Here is a 16,131-nt window from a genome sequence, read left to right on the forward strand (position 1 = left end):
TTCCCATATCACACAGAACGGAAAACGCAGGATGAACGCCGACTCAAATCTCGATACCCCCTCAGGCATCCCATCTTGAATCCGAAAGGAGCTCTTAGTTCACAACTCCGCCTCCATCGGGCAAGGTGCAATCACGACCGTCGAGTCGATCGTTCAACGCCCCCTGTTCCAAATCCAATTGATGAAGGACGGTAGCGCATAGACCAGGTATCAAGACAGGATCTTCCACTGCTCCATCAAATTTCGCCCGTGTTGCCAAATAAAAAACCGCGTTGGTACCGACCTCCGGCAACAACAAGCGTTACTCCAAAGACTTGCTCAGATTACGACCGCACAAGGATCGAAGGGTCGCACTAGTCGGTCTCAGTTCGAGCAGCTTCCTCAAGTGCCGCCAACACCTTCGTACCCTTGAAACTCTTCGGTCGTGACCTTGCATACTCAAGGACGGTCAGACCGTTTTTAAAGACGAAGTTGGGATCAACCTTCGCACCGGCCTCCAACAGCCTAGCGGCGATTTTGGGGCTCATGAACAGCATAGCGAGGGTGAACGGAGTCCTGCCTTTATTGTCAGCCTGATTGACGTCAACATCCGTGTTCAGGACCATTTGAACTGCTTCATAACTGCTCCCGATGATGACCCAGTGGAGCAAATTCGCACCCATAGACTCTTGCTTCAGATTCGGATCCGTGCCGGCGTCCAATAGAAGTCGAAGAACCGTGTTGCAATCCCTCCCCGAGTTTCTAGAGGTCGCACCCATCGCCGCCGTTAAACCACCCGGATTCCGACCATTCACATCGGCACCCGCTTCGAGTAATACCCCCATTACCTCAACAGCACGATCGGTATTTTTGACGTTGAGCGCAGCGAGTAACAACGGCCGGTGTTTTGGGTTGTCGGGGCTCGGTCTTTTGAATCCAGGTGAATTCACATCGGCACCGGCAGCAAGCCAGGAGGTCACAGTGAACGGCGTCGCCCTTCCACTTTCTAAGATCGCTCGAAGTTGCTGTGTGGCGACCTTATTGAATGTCTTGATTTCGAGAATCCGAAGATTTCGAAATTTAATATTGTTCGGCTGCCCGTGATCCTGGAAACCAATAAAGCCCTCCAACGGACGATCTTTCATGGCACCTTCGTCAAGCTGAGTATCAATGATTGGCTCCCCATTCAATTCAACTTGAAGATGGTTACCAATACAGGTCACGACCATTCGATTCCATTCATGCGGCGGACGAGACATATTTTTGGATGGCCCCACCGTACCAACAATTCCGCCATGATCATGTGCACTCAGTTTGCCGGTTTTCTTGGATGAGTCGAGGATCTGCGCCTCAATCCCTTGTTTCACTGGGTCTTTCCGATCCGCAACGCGAAAATAAACGCCACTATTGCCGCCCGGCGGATAAGAATATTCCACATCCAACACAAAATCTTTGTATTGGCGGGTCGACCACAAGTAGTCACCGTAGCGCTGCCAACCTCTCTCACCATCGCGAGGTTGTATCAAAACGGAACCATCTTGTTGAGGCAACCAGTTACCTGATGTCTGCCAACCTTTCAAATCCTTGCCATTGTAGAGTGCGGTGAACTTACTCAGATCGCGGAGCTTCAAGTTACGCCACCGCACTTCATACGGACCTTCCCCTCGGCCGATTCCGTGCACCTGAAGTCCAATGAACCCTTTGGGGTGCGACTGATAACGCTCGTCATGTGTTAGATTTGAAACCGAATGTCCATTGATCCAGGTTTGTATTTGATTGCCAAAGGCGACAACACGATAGTTATTCCATTCACCGTCTTTGAAATGCTGGTGCGGTTTTCGATCGGCATCAGGTGTCATCCAACCCCCGGCGGATTCTCCATAAAGATAACCGGCTAATCCATCGAGAGAGATTTCTACTTGAGGTCCATTGACTCGGCCCTCCGGTTTACCACCAACGCTCTGCGATCGGATTTGCACACCAGAATTCAACTCGCGATCCACTTTAACATCAAACTGCAGTTCAAAATTACCGTAAACTTGATCGGTACAGAGAAACGAATTGGGACTGCCCTCCGAAGTCGTGCCAACAATTGCGTCATTCTCGACACGATAGCTGGCCGTCCCATTACGTTGAGTCCATCCGGTCAAATCTTTGCCATTGAACAAATCATTCCAACCCTGCGTGATCGGCTTCACAGCCAATTGATAACGCACTGGCTTGACGGCGGCCTTCGCTTTGGCGTGCGCTTGATCATTCGCATCCATCATCTTTTGACGTACGGTAGCTAATGCCGCCAACCCTTCCGGATCTTTGATCAACGAATCGGGAAGTCGACGAAAGTCAGTGATGAATTCCTTGATCATCGTCGTTTCTGCTGCTTGCTTTTCGGCAACTTTGTTCAGAACGTCCTGAAACGGTTCAACAAAAGGATTTTCGAGGAATTCGGCTGCCAAATTAATGCCTTTTTCCAACTGTGCCTTGCTAAACCTCTTGCTACCTGATCCGAAGGTCACGTCGGCGCCAGGGGCCTGCAGCCCCTTCACTTTCAGCACGAATCGATTAAGGTCCTGATTGAATGAAGTGTAGGGCAGGATGCTTGCGGTGCCGTTCGGGTCTCGCTTATCACCCGAAAAACAGAAGGGATATCGGCTACTTTCAATTTCAAAAGCACCGTTCTCGCCATGAAGTACCTGATGTCCATCGGTTGCCGTAGCCGTGTCTGATGTGAGATCGACGACCACAGTTCCAATGTCACCATCAAGTCCAAGCGTTTTGAGAAAAGCGTAAGCCATTACCAGCTGACCATTCGCTTCCGGATGTACACCGTCTCGCCCAGCCACGGGATATTCATCACCCAGGCTTGCCTTTGCCGCAACCATCGATTGCTTCATCGCGTTAAAGACATCCGCGTGAGGGAATCCATGTTCCTGAGCTATTTGCTTTGCGATCTGACCAAGACGTCCCAAATTGTCGTTGTAAACCTGATCAAAATCAGCGTCATCTTTCCTCCAAGTAAAGCTGTCGACGACTCCAGGCGAGCCAACGACAACGGTCGCTCCCGCCTTCTTCATGCGTTCAACAATCTTTCGCATACCCTCTTCATAGGTTTTCCCAATCTGGTCGGTGTACTTCCGGTACGAACCATCATTCATTCCGTAACAAGTAGTAACGACATCTGGCTTCCAAGGCACCAAATCGTTTTCCATCCGTCCCGCAAATCCTGGCGCACGTTCCCCGCCCCAGCCAAATTGAAACGATTGAATTTCCAGATCGGGATAACATGCCAAGAGATAGGCATCCATAAATTTGCTATAGAGCTTTTGCTCGGTAATCGAGTCACCAACAATCGCCAGGCGATCACCTTTTTCGAGCACAAGCGGCTCAGCAATCGCGAAAGAAGTGGTAACAATCAGAAGCAAAAGGCTGGCGCAAATGGTTTTCACGGTCGACTCACTTATCGGCAGGAACAATTAAGTCAGAAGTTGGCTTGCAGTGTAGCCAATAAAAAATCGTTTGTCATCGATTTCATGGGGATTCGACAGAGCCGAGGGTTTCAGCCGCCCCCGGTTCATCCCAGCAAGCCGTACAGAAAACTCTCAACTCCGAGGTACTCCCTCAAAAAGCACCGCCTGCGTGGACCGCCCCGGCAAGCGCCTGCCTGGACAGGCGCACGCATGTGATAGCAAGATCACTGAGTGAGCAGTTTCAATTCGCTGTCACCATCGTGCTTTACTCTACCAATCGGCCGACCCAAAGGGCGCATCAACTCGCCTGACGCGCCCCTTAATCGCCGATCGACAATCTCGAAATCAGGAAAGATCAAAGCGATCGAGATCCATGACCTTCGCCCACGCCCGACCGAAATCGCGAACGAATCTTTCCTGTCCATCATCGCTCGCATAGACTTCCGATATCGCTCGCAGCTGCGAATTTGAACCGAAGACAAGATCGACAGCCGTACCGGTAAACTTGACATTGTCGGTCTCACAATCACGTCCCTCGAACAAGTGTTCGCACTCAGACGAAACTTGCCACTTGATCTTCATATCGAGGAGATTCACAAAGAAATCATTGGTCAAGGATTCGGGTCGTGAGGTGAACACCCCCCATTCAGACGCTCCAGCATTCGCATTCAAAACTCGCATGCCGCCGACAAGAACCGTCATCTCGGGAGCTGTGAGGGTGAGTAAATTTGCCCGCTCGACGAGCAACTGCTCAGTCGGTCTTCCATGCCCCTTTCGAATGTAATTTCGAAAGCCGTCTGCCGTCGGCTCCAACACCCCAAACGATTCAACATCCGTCTGATCTTGGCTTGCATCCGTACGTCCCGGGGAGAAGGGAATCTGCAGCTCGAATCCGGCCTTGCCCGCCGCTTCCTCGACGGCCGCAATCCCGCCTAAAACGATCACGTCTGCGAGAGACACCTGCTTGCCATCCGAGCGAGACTGATTGAACTCCTGCTGAACTTGCTCTAATTTCTGCAGCACTTGAGCGAGTTCCTTCGGATCGTTCACATCCCAATTTTTTTGTGGATCCAGCCGAAGACGTGCTCCATTTCCACCGCCGCGTTTATCGGTGCCTCGAAACGTACTTGCCGATGCCCAGGCAGTCGAAACGAGCTGTGAAATCGAGAGATCGACTTTACCCAAACGGACTTTTAAGTCGGCAATCGCCTCAGCATTAATCAAGTCATGCGAGACAGGCGGGACAGGATCTTCGAACAACTGCGGCTCCGCCGGCACCAAAGATCCCAAGAAGCGAGATCGAGGTCCCATATCTCGGTGCGTCAATTTGTACCAAGCTCTGGCAAAAACGTCGGCAAATTCGTCAGGATTTTCATGAAACCGTTTTGAAATGGGCTGGTAGACAGGATCCATCTTCAGCGAGAGATCGGTCGTAAACATGATGGGCACATGTCTCTTGGAAGCATCATGGGCACCCGGGACGGAATCCTTGGCACTTGCCTCCTGCGGAATCCACTGGGTTGCACCAGCCGGGCTTTTTGTCTGCTTCCATTCATAACCAAATAGATTGTCGAAATAATTATTGTCCCACTTGATTGGATCCGTCGTCCAAGCGCCCTCTAATCCGCTTGAGATCGTATCGTCGCCACTCCCGGTGCCATAGCTGTTCTTCCAGCCGAGCCCCTGCTCTTCAAGGCCAGCAGCCTCCGGTTCGCGGCCGACATATTGATCAGGATCGGCAGCACCATGGGCCTTACCGAAAGTATGGCCACCCGCGATAAGCGCCACCGTTTCCTCGTCATTCATCGCCATGCGTTGAAACGTGGTGCGGATGTCCTTCGCTGCCGCAACCGGATCGGGTGTCCCATTGGGGCCTTCTGGATTCACGTAGATCAAACCCATTTGAACGGCACCAAGTGGACAGTCGAGTTGACGATCACCCGTGTACCGGTCATCCCCCAGCCAAGTCGTTTCCGGACCCCAGTAGATATCATCTTCAGGCTCCCAAACATCCACTCGCCCCCCCGCAAAGCCGAAGCTCTTCAGCCCCATTGAATCTAAAGCGCAAGTGCCCGCAAAAATCATCAAATCGGCCCAAGAGATTCTGCGACCGTATTTCTGTTTCAGAGGCCATAGAAGTCGACGCGCTTTATCAAGGTTGACGTTGTCGGGCCAACTATTTAGTGGAGCAAATCGCTGCGAGCCTGTGGCAGCGCCTCCACGACCATCCTCAATGCGGTAAGTGCCCGCACTGTGCCACGCCATCCGGATAAAGAATGGACCGTAATGGCCATAGTCAGCTGGCCACCAATCCTGCGACGTCGTCATCAACGCGTCTAATTCTTGCTTCAATTGCGTCAGATCAACCGTTTTGAATTCCTCGGCATAATTGAACTCACCGCCCAGCGGATCTGCCTGCACGGAACCATGCTGCAGCAACTTCAAGTTCAATTGATTCGGCCACCAATGCTGGTTCGCCGTCGCCCCAACGGCCGTCTGGCGATGAGCGCCGCTCATTACGGGACACTTGTCTTCGGTCGTCATATTCTCTCCGATCTCGGCTGGGAATTCTCTGCAAGCTGTATAGCGTACGTCTCAACGCTTGAAAAGTAGTGACCCGAAAAGCTTCTCCTCCGGTCTTGGTCGCTCGTTACCCAACTGAGGGGTAGATTTAGCCGCCTATCACCGGCAGATCGGAGTCGCGATCCGAAAATACGATCGAATTGAAATTCCCTGCCTACTGGCTGACTGCCCCGCCAAAGGGACGAACATCATTTCGCTCATACCTGGCAGTTTTGCCCCTGCCCGGCGCTGCCCCGCCAAGATCATGTACTGAACGTTTTTCACGCGAACAACGGCCGAACAGGAGCAGCGCAGAATCATAACCTTTGGATCAAGTATCTTCGTCCATCCACCTCGGAGACCGCAGTATCGCAACCGATTTCTGTCCGTTTTGCATCCCCTGCAACCCCAAACATTCCTCTTCCCCGCAAGCCTGAAAACTTGTTTAATAAAATGCACGCATCTGGCCGATCCGCTGGAGAATTCGAGCGTCAGCCAAGACTCATGAGGAACCTCTGCCGACAAGCCGATGAGTGATCCGCCAACCACAAATCCTGCCACCAATATCATCGATAGGGCTGGAACCCGCACAGTTCTTGCAGTTGCCGATCAGATGCTACAACTGCGTAGTGCGGCCACAACCTTGCAGGCCAACTTTGATACTCGATCACGCGGCTATTTCACCCCCAGTGAGGATGAAGAGGTTGGCCATCTGTGGATCTCCTACCACAGCGCGAGAGCAGCCTTACTTGAAATCGTAAACGCGATTCGGACAGATGTGGGCCAACCCTCTCGTGAAACCATAGCTCAGTTCACTCTCGCCTATGCTGCCACACTCGTCTTGGTCGATGCAGCCCAATCGCTGCGCCGACTATTCGGAAAAAATGAATTAGTGCGACGAAAGCTAAACGAAGCGTTTGATGACTTCCGGATACCGGCTGGAACTTTTGACCAAATCCAGCTTTCCCTCACCGATCCTGGTAATGCATTGCACATCAAGAACGCTAACCAATTCTTCGAGGAGAATCAAAAACTGCTCTGGGATCTGGCGAACAATCGCTCCGAACTAGCCTCTATCCTCAAATTAATTGATACGAAACGTACGGCAACCGATGTTGGTACAACACGTTATCTCAAAGCTCGAGCAACAGAATTGGGTCGAGAGGCTCGTGACCGACTCGTGATCGGCAATGCCTCCCGGGCGGTCTATGCAATCCAAGAACTGGGCTCACGTGTCGTATCGAATCTCAGCACCAAACCCAACCATGTCCCAACGATTCCAAAGCCAATTGGCGAGCAAATCTTAAGCGTCCTGAGGCCCGGTGACGTGATAATTACTCGTAAAGAATATGCAATCACCAATTATTTCCTGCCCGGTTATTGGCCGCATGCCGCCATGTATGTGGGTGATCAACGTGTTGTCGAGTCCTTGAAGGACGGAGTCATGGAACGCGACATAACCTCTCCGTTCAGCAATGATGCAATCTCTGTGATTCGACCCCAGCTTGACGCCACAACAATTAACACCGCCATCGTGCGAGCCCGTTCCCATGTCGGCAAACCCTATGATTTTGACTTTGACTTCACGCGTGCTGATCGATTGGTCTGCACCGAGGTCGTGTATCGAAGTTACGAAGGCCTCGGAAGCATGCATTTCGAATTAACACGACGTGCTGGGCGAGAAACGCTCTCGGCAGAAGATCTGCTCAGACTAGCCCTTGCCAACAAATCTTTTCGGACGATTACGGCCTACAGCAACACGCTGACTCCGCAATTACTTCGCGGTAAACCAGTTGATGAACTACTCAGAAATACGATCACAGATCGCTAAAGCGTCGTAGGTTGACTCACTGAGCCTCTCACCCAGCTGACTTCGCTAGAAACCCAAACGCGTCCGCCACCTTTCACGGCGTAAACCAGCCACACAACGACGAATTAAAACTACTCGTCACCGATCTTGAAACATCGGTTCACTGCAGCTTTGCGATAAACTACATGTTCGCGGACCCCAGTTGTTGTTGGCAGGATGATCTTGGCATATCAGGCACACAAAAGTCCACACGAGGTAATAGGCAGATGACCCACCCCAAGATTCGACAAACACGACACCTTTGCTTCTTGATCGCAGGGTTGTGGATCATTGGGGGACTTCCGGCCAAATCGCCAGGACAAGTCACCCGATCGCGTCCTAATGTGGTGCTGTTGTTTATCGATGACCTGGGGTTTGGCGACACGGGTCCTTACGGCAGCACGGACATTCCCACACCCAACCTTGATCGCTTGGCCAACGAGGGTGTTGTATCAACCGCGTCGTATATCACAAATCCGCCCTGCTGCCCAAGTCGCTGCAGTTTGATGATGGGAATGTACGGTCAAAGGTTTGGCAAATACGGCATGTCTCGTGGCTTGCCCATCCCGGAAGACAAGCCAACCCTCGCTGAGTTTATGCGCAACCAGGGATACACCACCGGCCAGATCGGCAAGTGGGACCTTGGATCACGGTCTCAAGGACCCCTCACGCAAGGCTTTATGGAAGTCGCCAAGAAACCGCCCCAAAAACAATACAGCCAAATTCGCGAACAGAACAAGAATCGCAAACAGAAGAAAGATGCGTCCAAATACATCTGCATCACTGAAGACGGAAAGGAAGCTTGGCTGACCGATGTTAATGGGGATCAGATGGTCAGCTTCATCGAGCGCAACAAAGAAAAACCTTTCTTCCTTTATTTCTCACCAGAAGCCGTACACTCCTCGAATGCAGAAACGCCAGCTCGACTCACCGAGCGCACGACCGCGATTGGGAAACGCAAAAAGCTAGCCGGTGCGATCGTCTCCGTCGATGATCAAGTCGGAAAACTTCTTGCAGTGCTCGAGAAACATCAGCTACGAGAGAATACGTTGATCATTTTCTCTAGCGATAACGGAGCGAATGGGGGAGAAGGCGGAACATCGACCCCATATCGTGGAGGCAAAGGCAAGGGGACGCAGCAGGAGGGCTGGGTACGCGTCCCCACAATTTTATCCATGCCAACCGTCTTGCCGCAAGGAAAAACCTATCAGGGCATGACCTGCACACTCGACTACTACACCACAATCGCTGGCACGATCAATGTCGTGCCACCCGAACATCTTGACGGGGTGAATCTACTGCCATTTCTCACAGGCGAGAAAACAGGTGATGCCCACGAGTTCCTCTTCTGGATGAACAATGACCCAACCGACGCACCCCGCCGAAGATTGATCGCTGTTCGCTGGAAGGACTGGAGGCTGTACCACCACAAACAGCTCGGATGGCAACTCTTCAATTTACAGTCTGACCCGCGGGAAGAGCACGACGTCGCCGCTGAATTTCCGAGCGTCGTAGCAACGATGAAACAACAGCATTCGGGCTGGGCAGAAACTCTCCCACCGGTCGCACCCCTACCGAAACGCATCCGAAATCTTCCTCCCATTATTCCCACCGGTTTTGGGTGGGCTTTTGCAAACGACGTTCAAGCGGATACCGAAAACCGTTTGCCAGCGAACAACTAAAGGAAACGAATCTGGGATTTCCTGGCTCAATGCTTCCAAATACCGTAGGGATGAAGCTGATCAGCGATCGAGGCCCCCTGCCATACAATTGCTAACCCCCTCGTTTTACGCAGGCCACCCACTCTTTCGCTCGTCGCCCCTCCGCGTCAGGGCCCAAGCCAGACAGCTCCCGCTGATCCACCCCCCAAATTAAATCTGCCGCCACTAATTTACCGTCGAGCCGTGATCATGAATGGTCGGCTGATCATGTCGCGGTGACCAAATCTTAGAGGATCACACTGAATCAACTCGTCCGACAGGCAATAATCCTCAACAACCACCTTCCATTGAAACGCGGCGATCTCCCCTCTCCTTTTCTAGCTATTCTCCCGCTTTTACAACGGCCCTGCCGATCCGCTTGATTTTACTTACGGGAAGAATAGGAGATGAAAGGTGACCTTGGTGCCGTGATGGGTTACGATGTCAGCGTCGTCTTCGAGGTCAGCCGTGGCAAAATCCAGACATGATGTCAATTCCGTCTTGAATCGACGTCGTGTCGGATGAACGACACCGTTTTCCAAGAGGCAAACTGCTGCCGTTTTGCACAGGGCTGTCACTGCCCACGTGCAAAAGATCATCTGTCTTGATCAGGACAAGAGGTCGGCATGAAACTTGATTTCTCACTTCCCTACTCACGGCGCAAGGCGACGTTCGCATCGATTTACAGCGAAATCGATCTTTATCGCGCAGCTTTAAAGACCTATACGAAGCCGCTCTTTCGTTGGCGTGCCGCGTTATCGCGTTCCCATGATGGAGGAACTCTTTATGACTTTGCCAGGTCGGGGCATCGGAACCTGAACCGAGTGCATCGTCGGCTCGTGGATCGATCTTTCCAGGCGCGAGAAGGCATCGCTCGGCAATATCACTTTAACGGTAAAGAGCGGACGATTTACATCTTTCCTTGGGAAGAACGTATTGTCGATCAGATGCTGTTTCAGACCTTGAATCGATATTTCCACTCCGCAATCTCAAAACATTCATATGCCTATCGGCATTCCGGCTTTGGGATTGACGCTTGCCAGCATCGCACCGCACGTGAACTCAAGAAGCTATCGCAGCCATGTTACTTTACAAAGCGAGACATCACCGGTTTTTTCCAGTCGATCGATCACACCATTCTGCTTGAGGCTCTCAAATCTTGGATTGAGCCTGATGACTACTTGTTTCAGCTGCTGGCTCAACGTGTGAAATTTCGTTTCCGAACGGAGCACAATGAATCGATTTGCGCACCAACGGGTGTTCCTTTTGGGACATCCATCGCTTGCTTCCTAGCCAATGTCTATTTGCTTCCTCTGGACCGCAGTATGGAGCCATTCGAGCAGCTAACTTACAGTCGTTATGCGGACGATGTGCTACAGTTTTCTCCAAGTCGCGATACGGCAATAAAAGCACGGGACCGACTGCACGAGGTCCTGAACGATCTGAAACTGAAAAGCAAGCCTAGCCACGAGCTTGACTTCAGCTTCCGTCCGACCACTGACAAGGGCTGCCCAGCCAATTCCAACGACACGGTCGAAAGCGAATTCCCCGGCCGCGTCGATTTTCGACATTTAGGTTTGGAATTCCGACGTGATAACAGCATTGGACTTTCCCGCGACAAACTTCGCAAAATCCGCAATCTCTTTCGCTTTGCTTTACGGCGTTCCAAGCACAAATTCGAACGGATCGGCGACCAACCGGAACGCCGAGCGGAACATGCGATCGCTGTTTGTCGCCGAGTCATCGGAGACGGGCTTCGTTCGGTCGCCATTATCGACTACTACCTAAAACATGTGGATGACGAAAAACAACTTCGCTTACTCGATCGGTGGCTTGCCGAGGAGGTGCTTTCGCAAGCATTCCAGAATGGTCATCGGAAAGGCAATTTCAGGAAGCTGCCGTTTTCAAAACTTCGCGAAATGGGGCTTCCTTCGCTTCGACACCGGCGGCGTCTATTAAATCACGGACACTTAAAGGCTTCGTTTTTTGTTTTGCGTACCAGATGGCTGATCGAACAGGAGAGGGGGCGGCTGCCAAGCCGCAAGGCTTTTTCTCCATGTCTCGAAGCAGCGGCAACAACAGTCTCGTGAGAAAGAGCAGCCGCCTGTAGAAAGACGTTATTGAAGACTTGACAAGTCAGGTCGTTTTCTTAGCCGCCCCTTCTTCCGTTCGATTCGCTTTCCTACCGTTTACACCTGTAAGGAGACCACTGCATGGGCTTTCTATCAAAGCTTTTTGGCGCTACCACCAATTGCCCTGACTGCGGTGTGTCGGGCGCGAAAGATTCGCTGTTTGGCGTGAAGTGCGGAAACCAGTTCTGCCGCAACTACGACGAAGGTTTTGCCAAGCAACCCCTACCATCGATTGCAGCCAAATCGTCAAAACCCGCGTTTGATGGACCGGTAGTGGAGTTTACAAATTCTATTGAAGTCCAATACATCAACTTTCGAGGAGACGAACAAACCTTTACTGCCGACCGCGATTCCATTGAGACTCGAAAAGCGCATCTCAGCATGGCGGTAGCACCAACCGGCAAGAGAATCACGCTGAATCCAGAAAAAATAGTGAATCGCTCCGAAGTTGAGAACCTGATGAAATAGTCGCAGCACGGCAGCCCACGTCGCATTCCCCCATGCGTTCCCTGTCGTGTCGTGATAGATGCTTGGTCAATCCGAAGACTCCAAAAAAAAACAGCTGTCGGTAAAAAAAGCAGGCTACCTCCTCTTACAAGCAAACTTCATTTACCCTGATAAAAATTATCGTTTTGGCCGCAGCAGCTGGAATCACTCAGCTGGTTCCTCCCCACCGCGAATAGCGGCCGAGAAATAGCTGGAAAACCGTATACGCAGCCGCTATAAGTAAACTCGGAGGGACGGATGCCTTTCTGTCAGAAAAACTCGAACGCGCGGATTCCTCCTTCATGTACACATCGGAGAAACGAATCCTCGCCCGCGGCCTCGATCGGGTGGTGAATTTGGTCGAACCCTGGTCAGTCAAAGTAACGCGGGTCGAGATCATCACAAACAAGTTTTTGGCCGGAGGTGTTATCGAGGGCGGACCAGCTTAGGGGTCAACAGACGATCTAGGCGATTACGCGATTGAAAACAAAAGACCCCTTGCCGATCTGCACGCCACCATTTTACACTTGCTGGGTTAAGACGATAAACGGCTCGTCTTGCATCGGAACCGGCTTGCAGAACGATTAACAAGCGTTCATGATGCCCACGTGATTAAACCGTTACTGGCCTGATGTTCCTCAAGCCCCAACCGGCCGTTAATATCGCTCCACGGGCATGCTTGCGGCTTTCCACGTTCGAGAACGAAAAACGGAGCTGACTTTCCCATCGATTCGTAAGCGGCCAGATCGCTCATCCTGTGACGAGGGACAAAACTCACAAACTCGATAGGCCAAACACCTACCCCAACATAAGTCTTTCCTAATCAAGAAAAAGAACTCACGATGCGTTTCATCAGTCAGCCGTTCGTCCAACTCCTGCTTGGTTTCAACATTTCGCTGGTAGCAATCAGTACGCCGCACGCGTCCGCTAAGGAATCCTCGGCGATAATCTGCGAAGGAAGCTATGACGGACATCTACAGGGCATCGCATCCGACGGCCACTCGCTCTACTGGTCGCATACCACGCAATTGGTAAAAACCGACCTGAACGGAAAGCTGTCACACCGAATCGATGTCAAAAGTCATCATGGCGACCTCACCTACCATGACGGTCGGATCTACGTCGCCGTTGAGTTCGGTGAATTCAATCAACCCTCCGGAAACTCTGACCCTTGGGTTTTTGTCTACAGCGCGGATGATCTCTCATTCATTGCAAAGCACCCACTTCCCGAACTTGTGCACGGCTGCGGTGGCATCGCCTACGGCGACGGTCGTTTTATTGTTGTAGGCGGACTGCCTGCTGATCATCCGCAAAATTATGCGTTCGAGTACGACCTAAGTTTTCGGTTTAAGCAGCGACACATCTTACCGAGCGGTCAAACGCGACTGGGAATCCAAACGGCCGCCTATTTCGACAACCATTGGTGGTTTGGCTGCTATGGTGCACCGCAAAACGCCGGCCTTCTAAAAACCGACCATCGTTTCAAACTTACCGGTCGTTCTCATGCGAATTTCAGCTATGGCATTCTCCGCTTGAACGAGGACACAGTACTTCGCGGTGAATGCACAAACAATGCCACTCGGGGTAAGGCGGAGCGTTATCCGCAAATCCCCAATCTGACGAGCACTTCAGGCCTGCAAGTGCGAATGGGCAGTTACAATGTCTTGTTCGGAATTTGGGCGGAACCCGAACGCATCGGTGAAATGTTCAAGCCCTATCAGTTGGACATCATCGCTTTCAACGAAGCGCCCGCGGGCGATTGGACTTCACGCGTGGGGCGCGTCCTCGGAATGCCGTACGCCTATGTTGGAAAAATCTCATCCGCAAACCACAAGGACAAATACAAATCGATTCTGAGTCGCACTCCGATCGGAAATCATCGCGAGTTCGCGATCCAAGCCAAAGGCTGGTCACCGGCATCCGTCGTCTCTGCCGATACAATCATTCACGGTATACCCTTTACCATTTTGTCCACGCACATCCCCGGGCGTCCTTACGTCAGTGAAAATGCAGAAGGCTCGGCCGCAGCGCTAATCGCGGATTCGATTCTTCCCACGTTTGGCAACCGAAATCTCGTTTTGCTCGGAGACCTCAACAGCCTCGAAGGCGATGCGCCTTTGGAACAACTCAAGCATCAGCGGTTACGCTCCGCCTGGAACGACCTAGAGATCAACACAACGCGATTAAGTAGCCACAAACACATCGAATCCGGCACCGAATCCGGCGTGATCGATCATATTTATTTTCGCTTGAAAAATGCCAAGGCGATTGAAGGCGGAATCATTTACAACGCGTTCAATCCACCCAATGAACAAAAGAGTATGCCCAGATACCGGTCTGACTGGCAGCAGTACGGAAAACCTCTCTCCGACCACCGGCCTATCTGGGTCAATCTTGAACTACCGTGGGAAGCGACAAAACCAACGACGATAGTTGCACTCGGCGACTCGATCACCAAAGGTGTTCGAAAGGGTGTGACAACCGACCAAACCTTTTGCACACAACTCGAACAACAGCTCCGCAAATCCAACCCACAAGTCAACATTGTCAATTTGGGTATCGGCGGCGAACGAACCGACCAAGCTCTAGAACGCCTAAGCGATGTCATCCGAATGCGTCCTGACCTGGTTACCATCATGTACGGAACCAATGACAGCTACATTGACCAAGGCAAACAGAAAAGTCGTTTAACAGTGAACGAATATCGAGCCAATCTTAAGACGCTCATCTTGCGTTTGCGAGACGCGCAAATTACCCCTGTCCTGATGACACCTCCGCGCTGGGCTAAATCGGCAAAGACAAACGGCGTCGGCAAAAATCCCAATACGACGCTGCAAGAATTTGTTCGAGTTTGTCGGGAGACTGCCAGACAGCACAACGTCCCATTGATTGACCATTTCGACAGTTGGAACAATGCGACGGTCGACTTAAACAAATGGACAACTGACGCATGCCATCCCAACCCGACTGGGCAACGCCAGATGGCCGATACGATGCTGATTCCTATCAGCTCAATCATCCGTCATGGGCACCCTTAAAGGGATGCAAACAAGACCAGTAAAAATCCCGCTGTCGCACGGATCGATGGCTAGGGGCGAGTCGCATCATCCTTCAAAAGTTGCAGCATGCCATTGCCAAGCGCCTCCCCAACAAGCATGTAGGTCTCAGCGTTTTGATTGTAGTGAAAACCTTGATCCTTCGGTGACACTTCGGGGAAACACCAGAAATCACAAATTTCCACCGTCAATACCTTCGAACCCAATTGAGGATACTTGGACTGCGGTCGGCTCACGGCAAGCTGGGCATCGGCAACGATCTTATGCGGTCCCGACATTTCCCAGCCTCCAAATCCGATTGTGGCAATGACAAATGTGCTTCTGCCGCACGAAAGTCCTTCCGTAACGTCTTGATGAATTGCACGAGATTTTGCTCGTAGCGTTTCGCGTAAGGCTCGGCCCCATCCTTGTGGCCCTGCCACCAAACAAAACCAGCCATCGTGTATCCACGCCCCTGCCACTGTGGAAAATTCTTATCAAAGTTATCAAGAACCTTGTGAGCCGCATCGAAGCAGTCGTCGTACTGCTTGCCTGCGCACCATTCGATCGAATTGGCCTTCTGCCCCTTCTGCCACCGACTAGGCGAATCTTTGTAGCCAGCGTAAACATGGGCTCCGTCATCATATCGCACACTGCCGGGTGGAAGATAATCCCAACCTAACGACCTGTTACCCTGGGAGGCCTTGAGAATCAGGACCGGTTCATCATGATAGTCGCCCACGACATGTCCGAAGCCGATTTCGGGGCCAATCTGATTAGCACTCGCGCCACACCCCACACTTACCGGACGGTCCGGTTCGGCTGATGCCACCCCTAACCCACGACATATCTGAGTTGTAAAGGCTGTAGGTATCGGTGGCGGCCACAGCATTCAGAAACGTTGCGTACTCGCTGTTGGTG

At 51.8% G+C, this 16,131-nt stretch carries 11 protein-coding genes; 6 read left to right on the forward strand and 5 right to left on the reverse strand.

Annotated elements, in window-relative coordinates:
• Nucleotides 1–94 precede the first annotated feature (94 nt).
• The 3 genes from P8N76_15280 to katG form a co-directional block, all read right to left on the reverse strand.
• Nucleotides 95–298, reverse strand: a complete 204-nt coding sequence (locus P8N76_15280; GenBank protein MDG2383029.1) for a hypothetical protein — start codon at nucleotides 296–298, stop codon at nucleotides 95–97.
• 55 nt (nucleotides 299–353) lie between these two features.
• Nucleotides 354–3,425 carry a DUF1080 domain-containing protein gene (locus P8N76_15285; GenBank protein ID MDG2383030.1) on the reverse strand — a complete coding sequence of 1,024 codons (3,072 nt, stop codon included), beginning with the start codon at nucleotides 3,423–3,425 and terminating at the stop codon, nucleotides 354–356.
• 366 nt (nucleotides 3,426–3,791) lie between these two features.
• Entirely contained in the window at nucleotides 3,792–5,990 is a 2,199-nt protein-coding gene (gene katG, locus P8N76_15290) for a catalase/peroxidase HPI (GenBank protein MDG2383031.1), read from the reverse strand.
• A 547-nt stretch (nucleotides 5,991–6,537) separates the two neighbouring features.
• On the opposite strand from katG, the gene P8N76_15295 reads away from it, so the two are divergent.
• The 6 genes from P8N76_15295 to P8N76_15320 all read left to right on the forward strand — a co-directional run bounded on the left by P8N76_15295 (nucleotide 6,538) and on the right by P8N76_15320 (nucleotide 15,213).
• On the forward strand, nucleotides 6,538–7,839 hold the full coding sequence (locus tag P8N76_15295) for a YiiX/YebB-like N1pC/P60 family cysteine hydrolase (protein ID MDG2383032.1): 1,302 nt from the start codon (nucleotides 6,538–6,540) through the stop codon (nucleotides 7,837–7,839).
• A gap of 245 nt (nucleotides 7,840–8,084) precedes the next feature.
• The gene (locus P8N76_15300; protein ID MDG2383033.1) at nucleotides 8,085–9,539 is read left to right on the forward strand and encodes a sulfatase-like hydrolase/transferase; all 1,455 of its coding nucleotides are present in this window, start codon (nucleotides 8,085–8,087) and stop codon (nucleotides 9,537–9,539) included.
• Between the two features lie 644 nt (nucleotides 9,540–10,183).
• The gene (locus tag P8N76_15305) at nucleotides 10,184–11,647 is read left to right on the forward strand and encodes a reverse transcriptase domain-containing protein (GenBank protein ID MDG2383034.1); all 1,464 of its coding nucleotides are present in this window, start codon (nucleotides 10,184–10,186) and stop codon (nucleotides 11,645–11,647) included.
• A 123-nt stretch (nucleotides 11,648–11,770) separates the two neighbouring features.
• Nucleotides 11,771–12,157: a hypothetical protein gene (locus P8N76_15310; GenBank protein MDG2383035.1), complete on the forward strand. Its 387-nt coding sequence runs from the start codon at nucleotides 11,771–11,773 to the stop codon at nucleotides 12,155–12,157.
• 320 nt (nucleotides 12,158–12,477) lie between these two features.
• Nucleotides 12,478–12,624, forward strand: a complete 147-nt coding sequence (locus P8N76_15315; GenBank protein MDG2383036.1) for a hypothetical protein — start codon at nucleotides 12,478–12,480, stop codon at nucleotides 12,622–12,624.
• A 393-nt stretch (nucleotides 12,625–13,017) separates the two neighbouring features.
• Complete coding sequence (locus tag P8N76_15320; protein MDG2383037.1) at nucleotides 13,018–15,213, forward strand: GDSL-type esterase/lipase family protein; 2,196 nt, start codon at nucleotides 13,018–13,020, stop codon at nucleotides 15,211–15,213.
• 50 nt (nucleotides 15,214–15,263) lie between these two features.
• Here P8N76_15320 and P8N76_15325 read toward each other — a convergent pair whose 3' ends face one another.
• Nucleotides 15,264–15,509 (reverse strand): hypothetical protein, encoded by a 246-nt coding sequence (locus P8N76_15325; GenBank protein MDG2383038.1) that lies wholly within the window; start codon nucleotides 15,507–15,509, stop codon nucleotides 15,264–15,266.
• The gene (locus P8N76_15330) at nucleotides 15,464–15,952 is read right to left on the reverse strand and encodes a sialate O-acetylesterase (GenBank protein MDG2383039.1); all 489 of its coding nucleotides are present in this window, start codon (nucleotides 15,950–15,952) and stop codon (nucleotides 15,464–15,466) included. The genes P8N76_15325 and P8N76_15330 overlap by 46 nt, the downstream gene beginning before the upstream one ends.
• Nucleotides 15,953–16,131: the final 179 nt, after the last annotated feature.

This window comes from Pirellulaceae bacterium (genome assembly GCA_029243025.1).
Taxonomy (GTDB): domain Bacteria; phylum Planctomycetota; class Planctomycetia; order Pirellulales; family Pirellulaceae.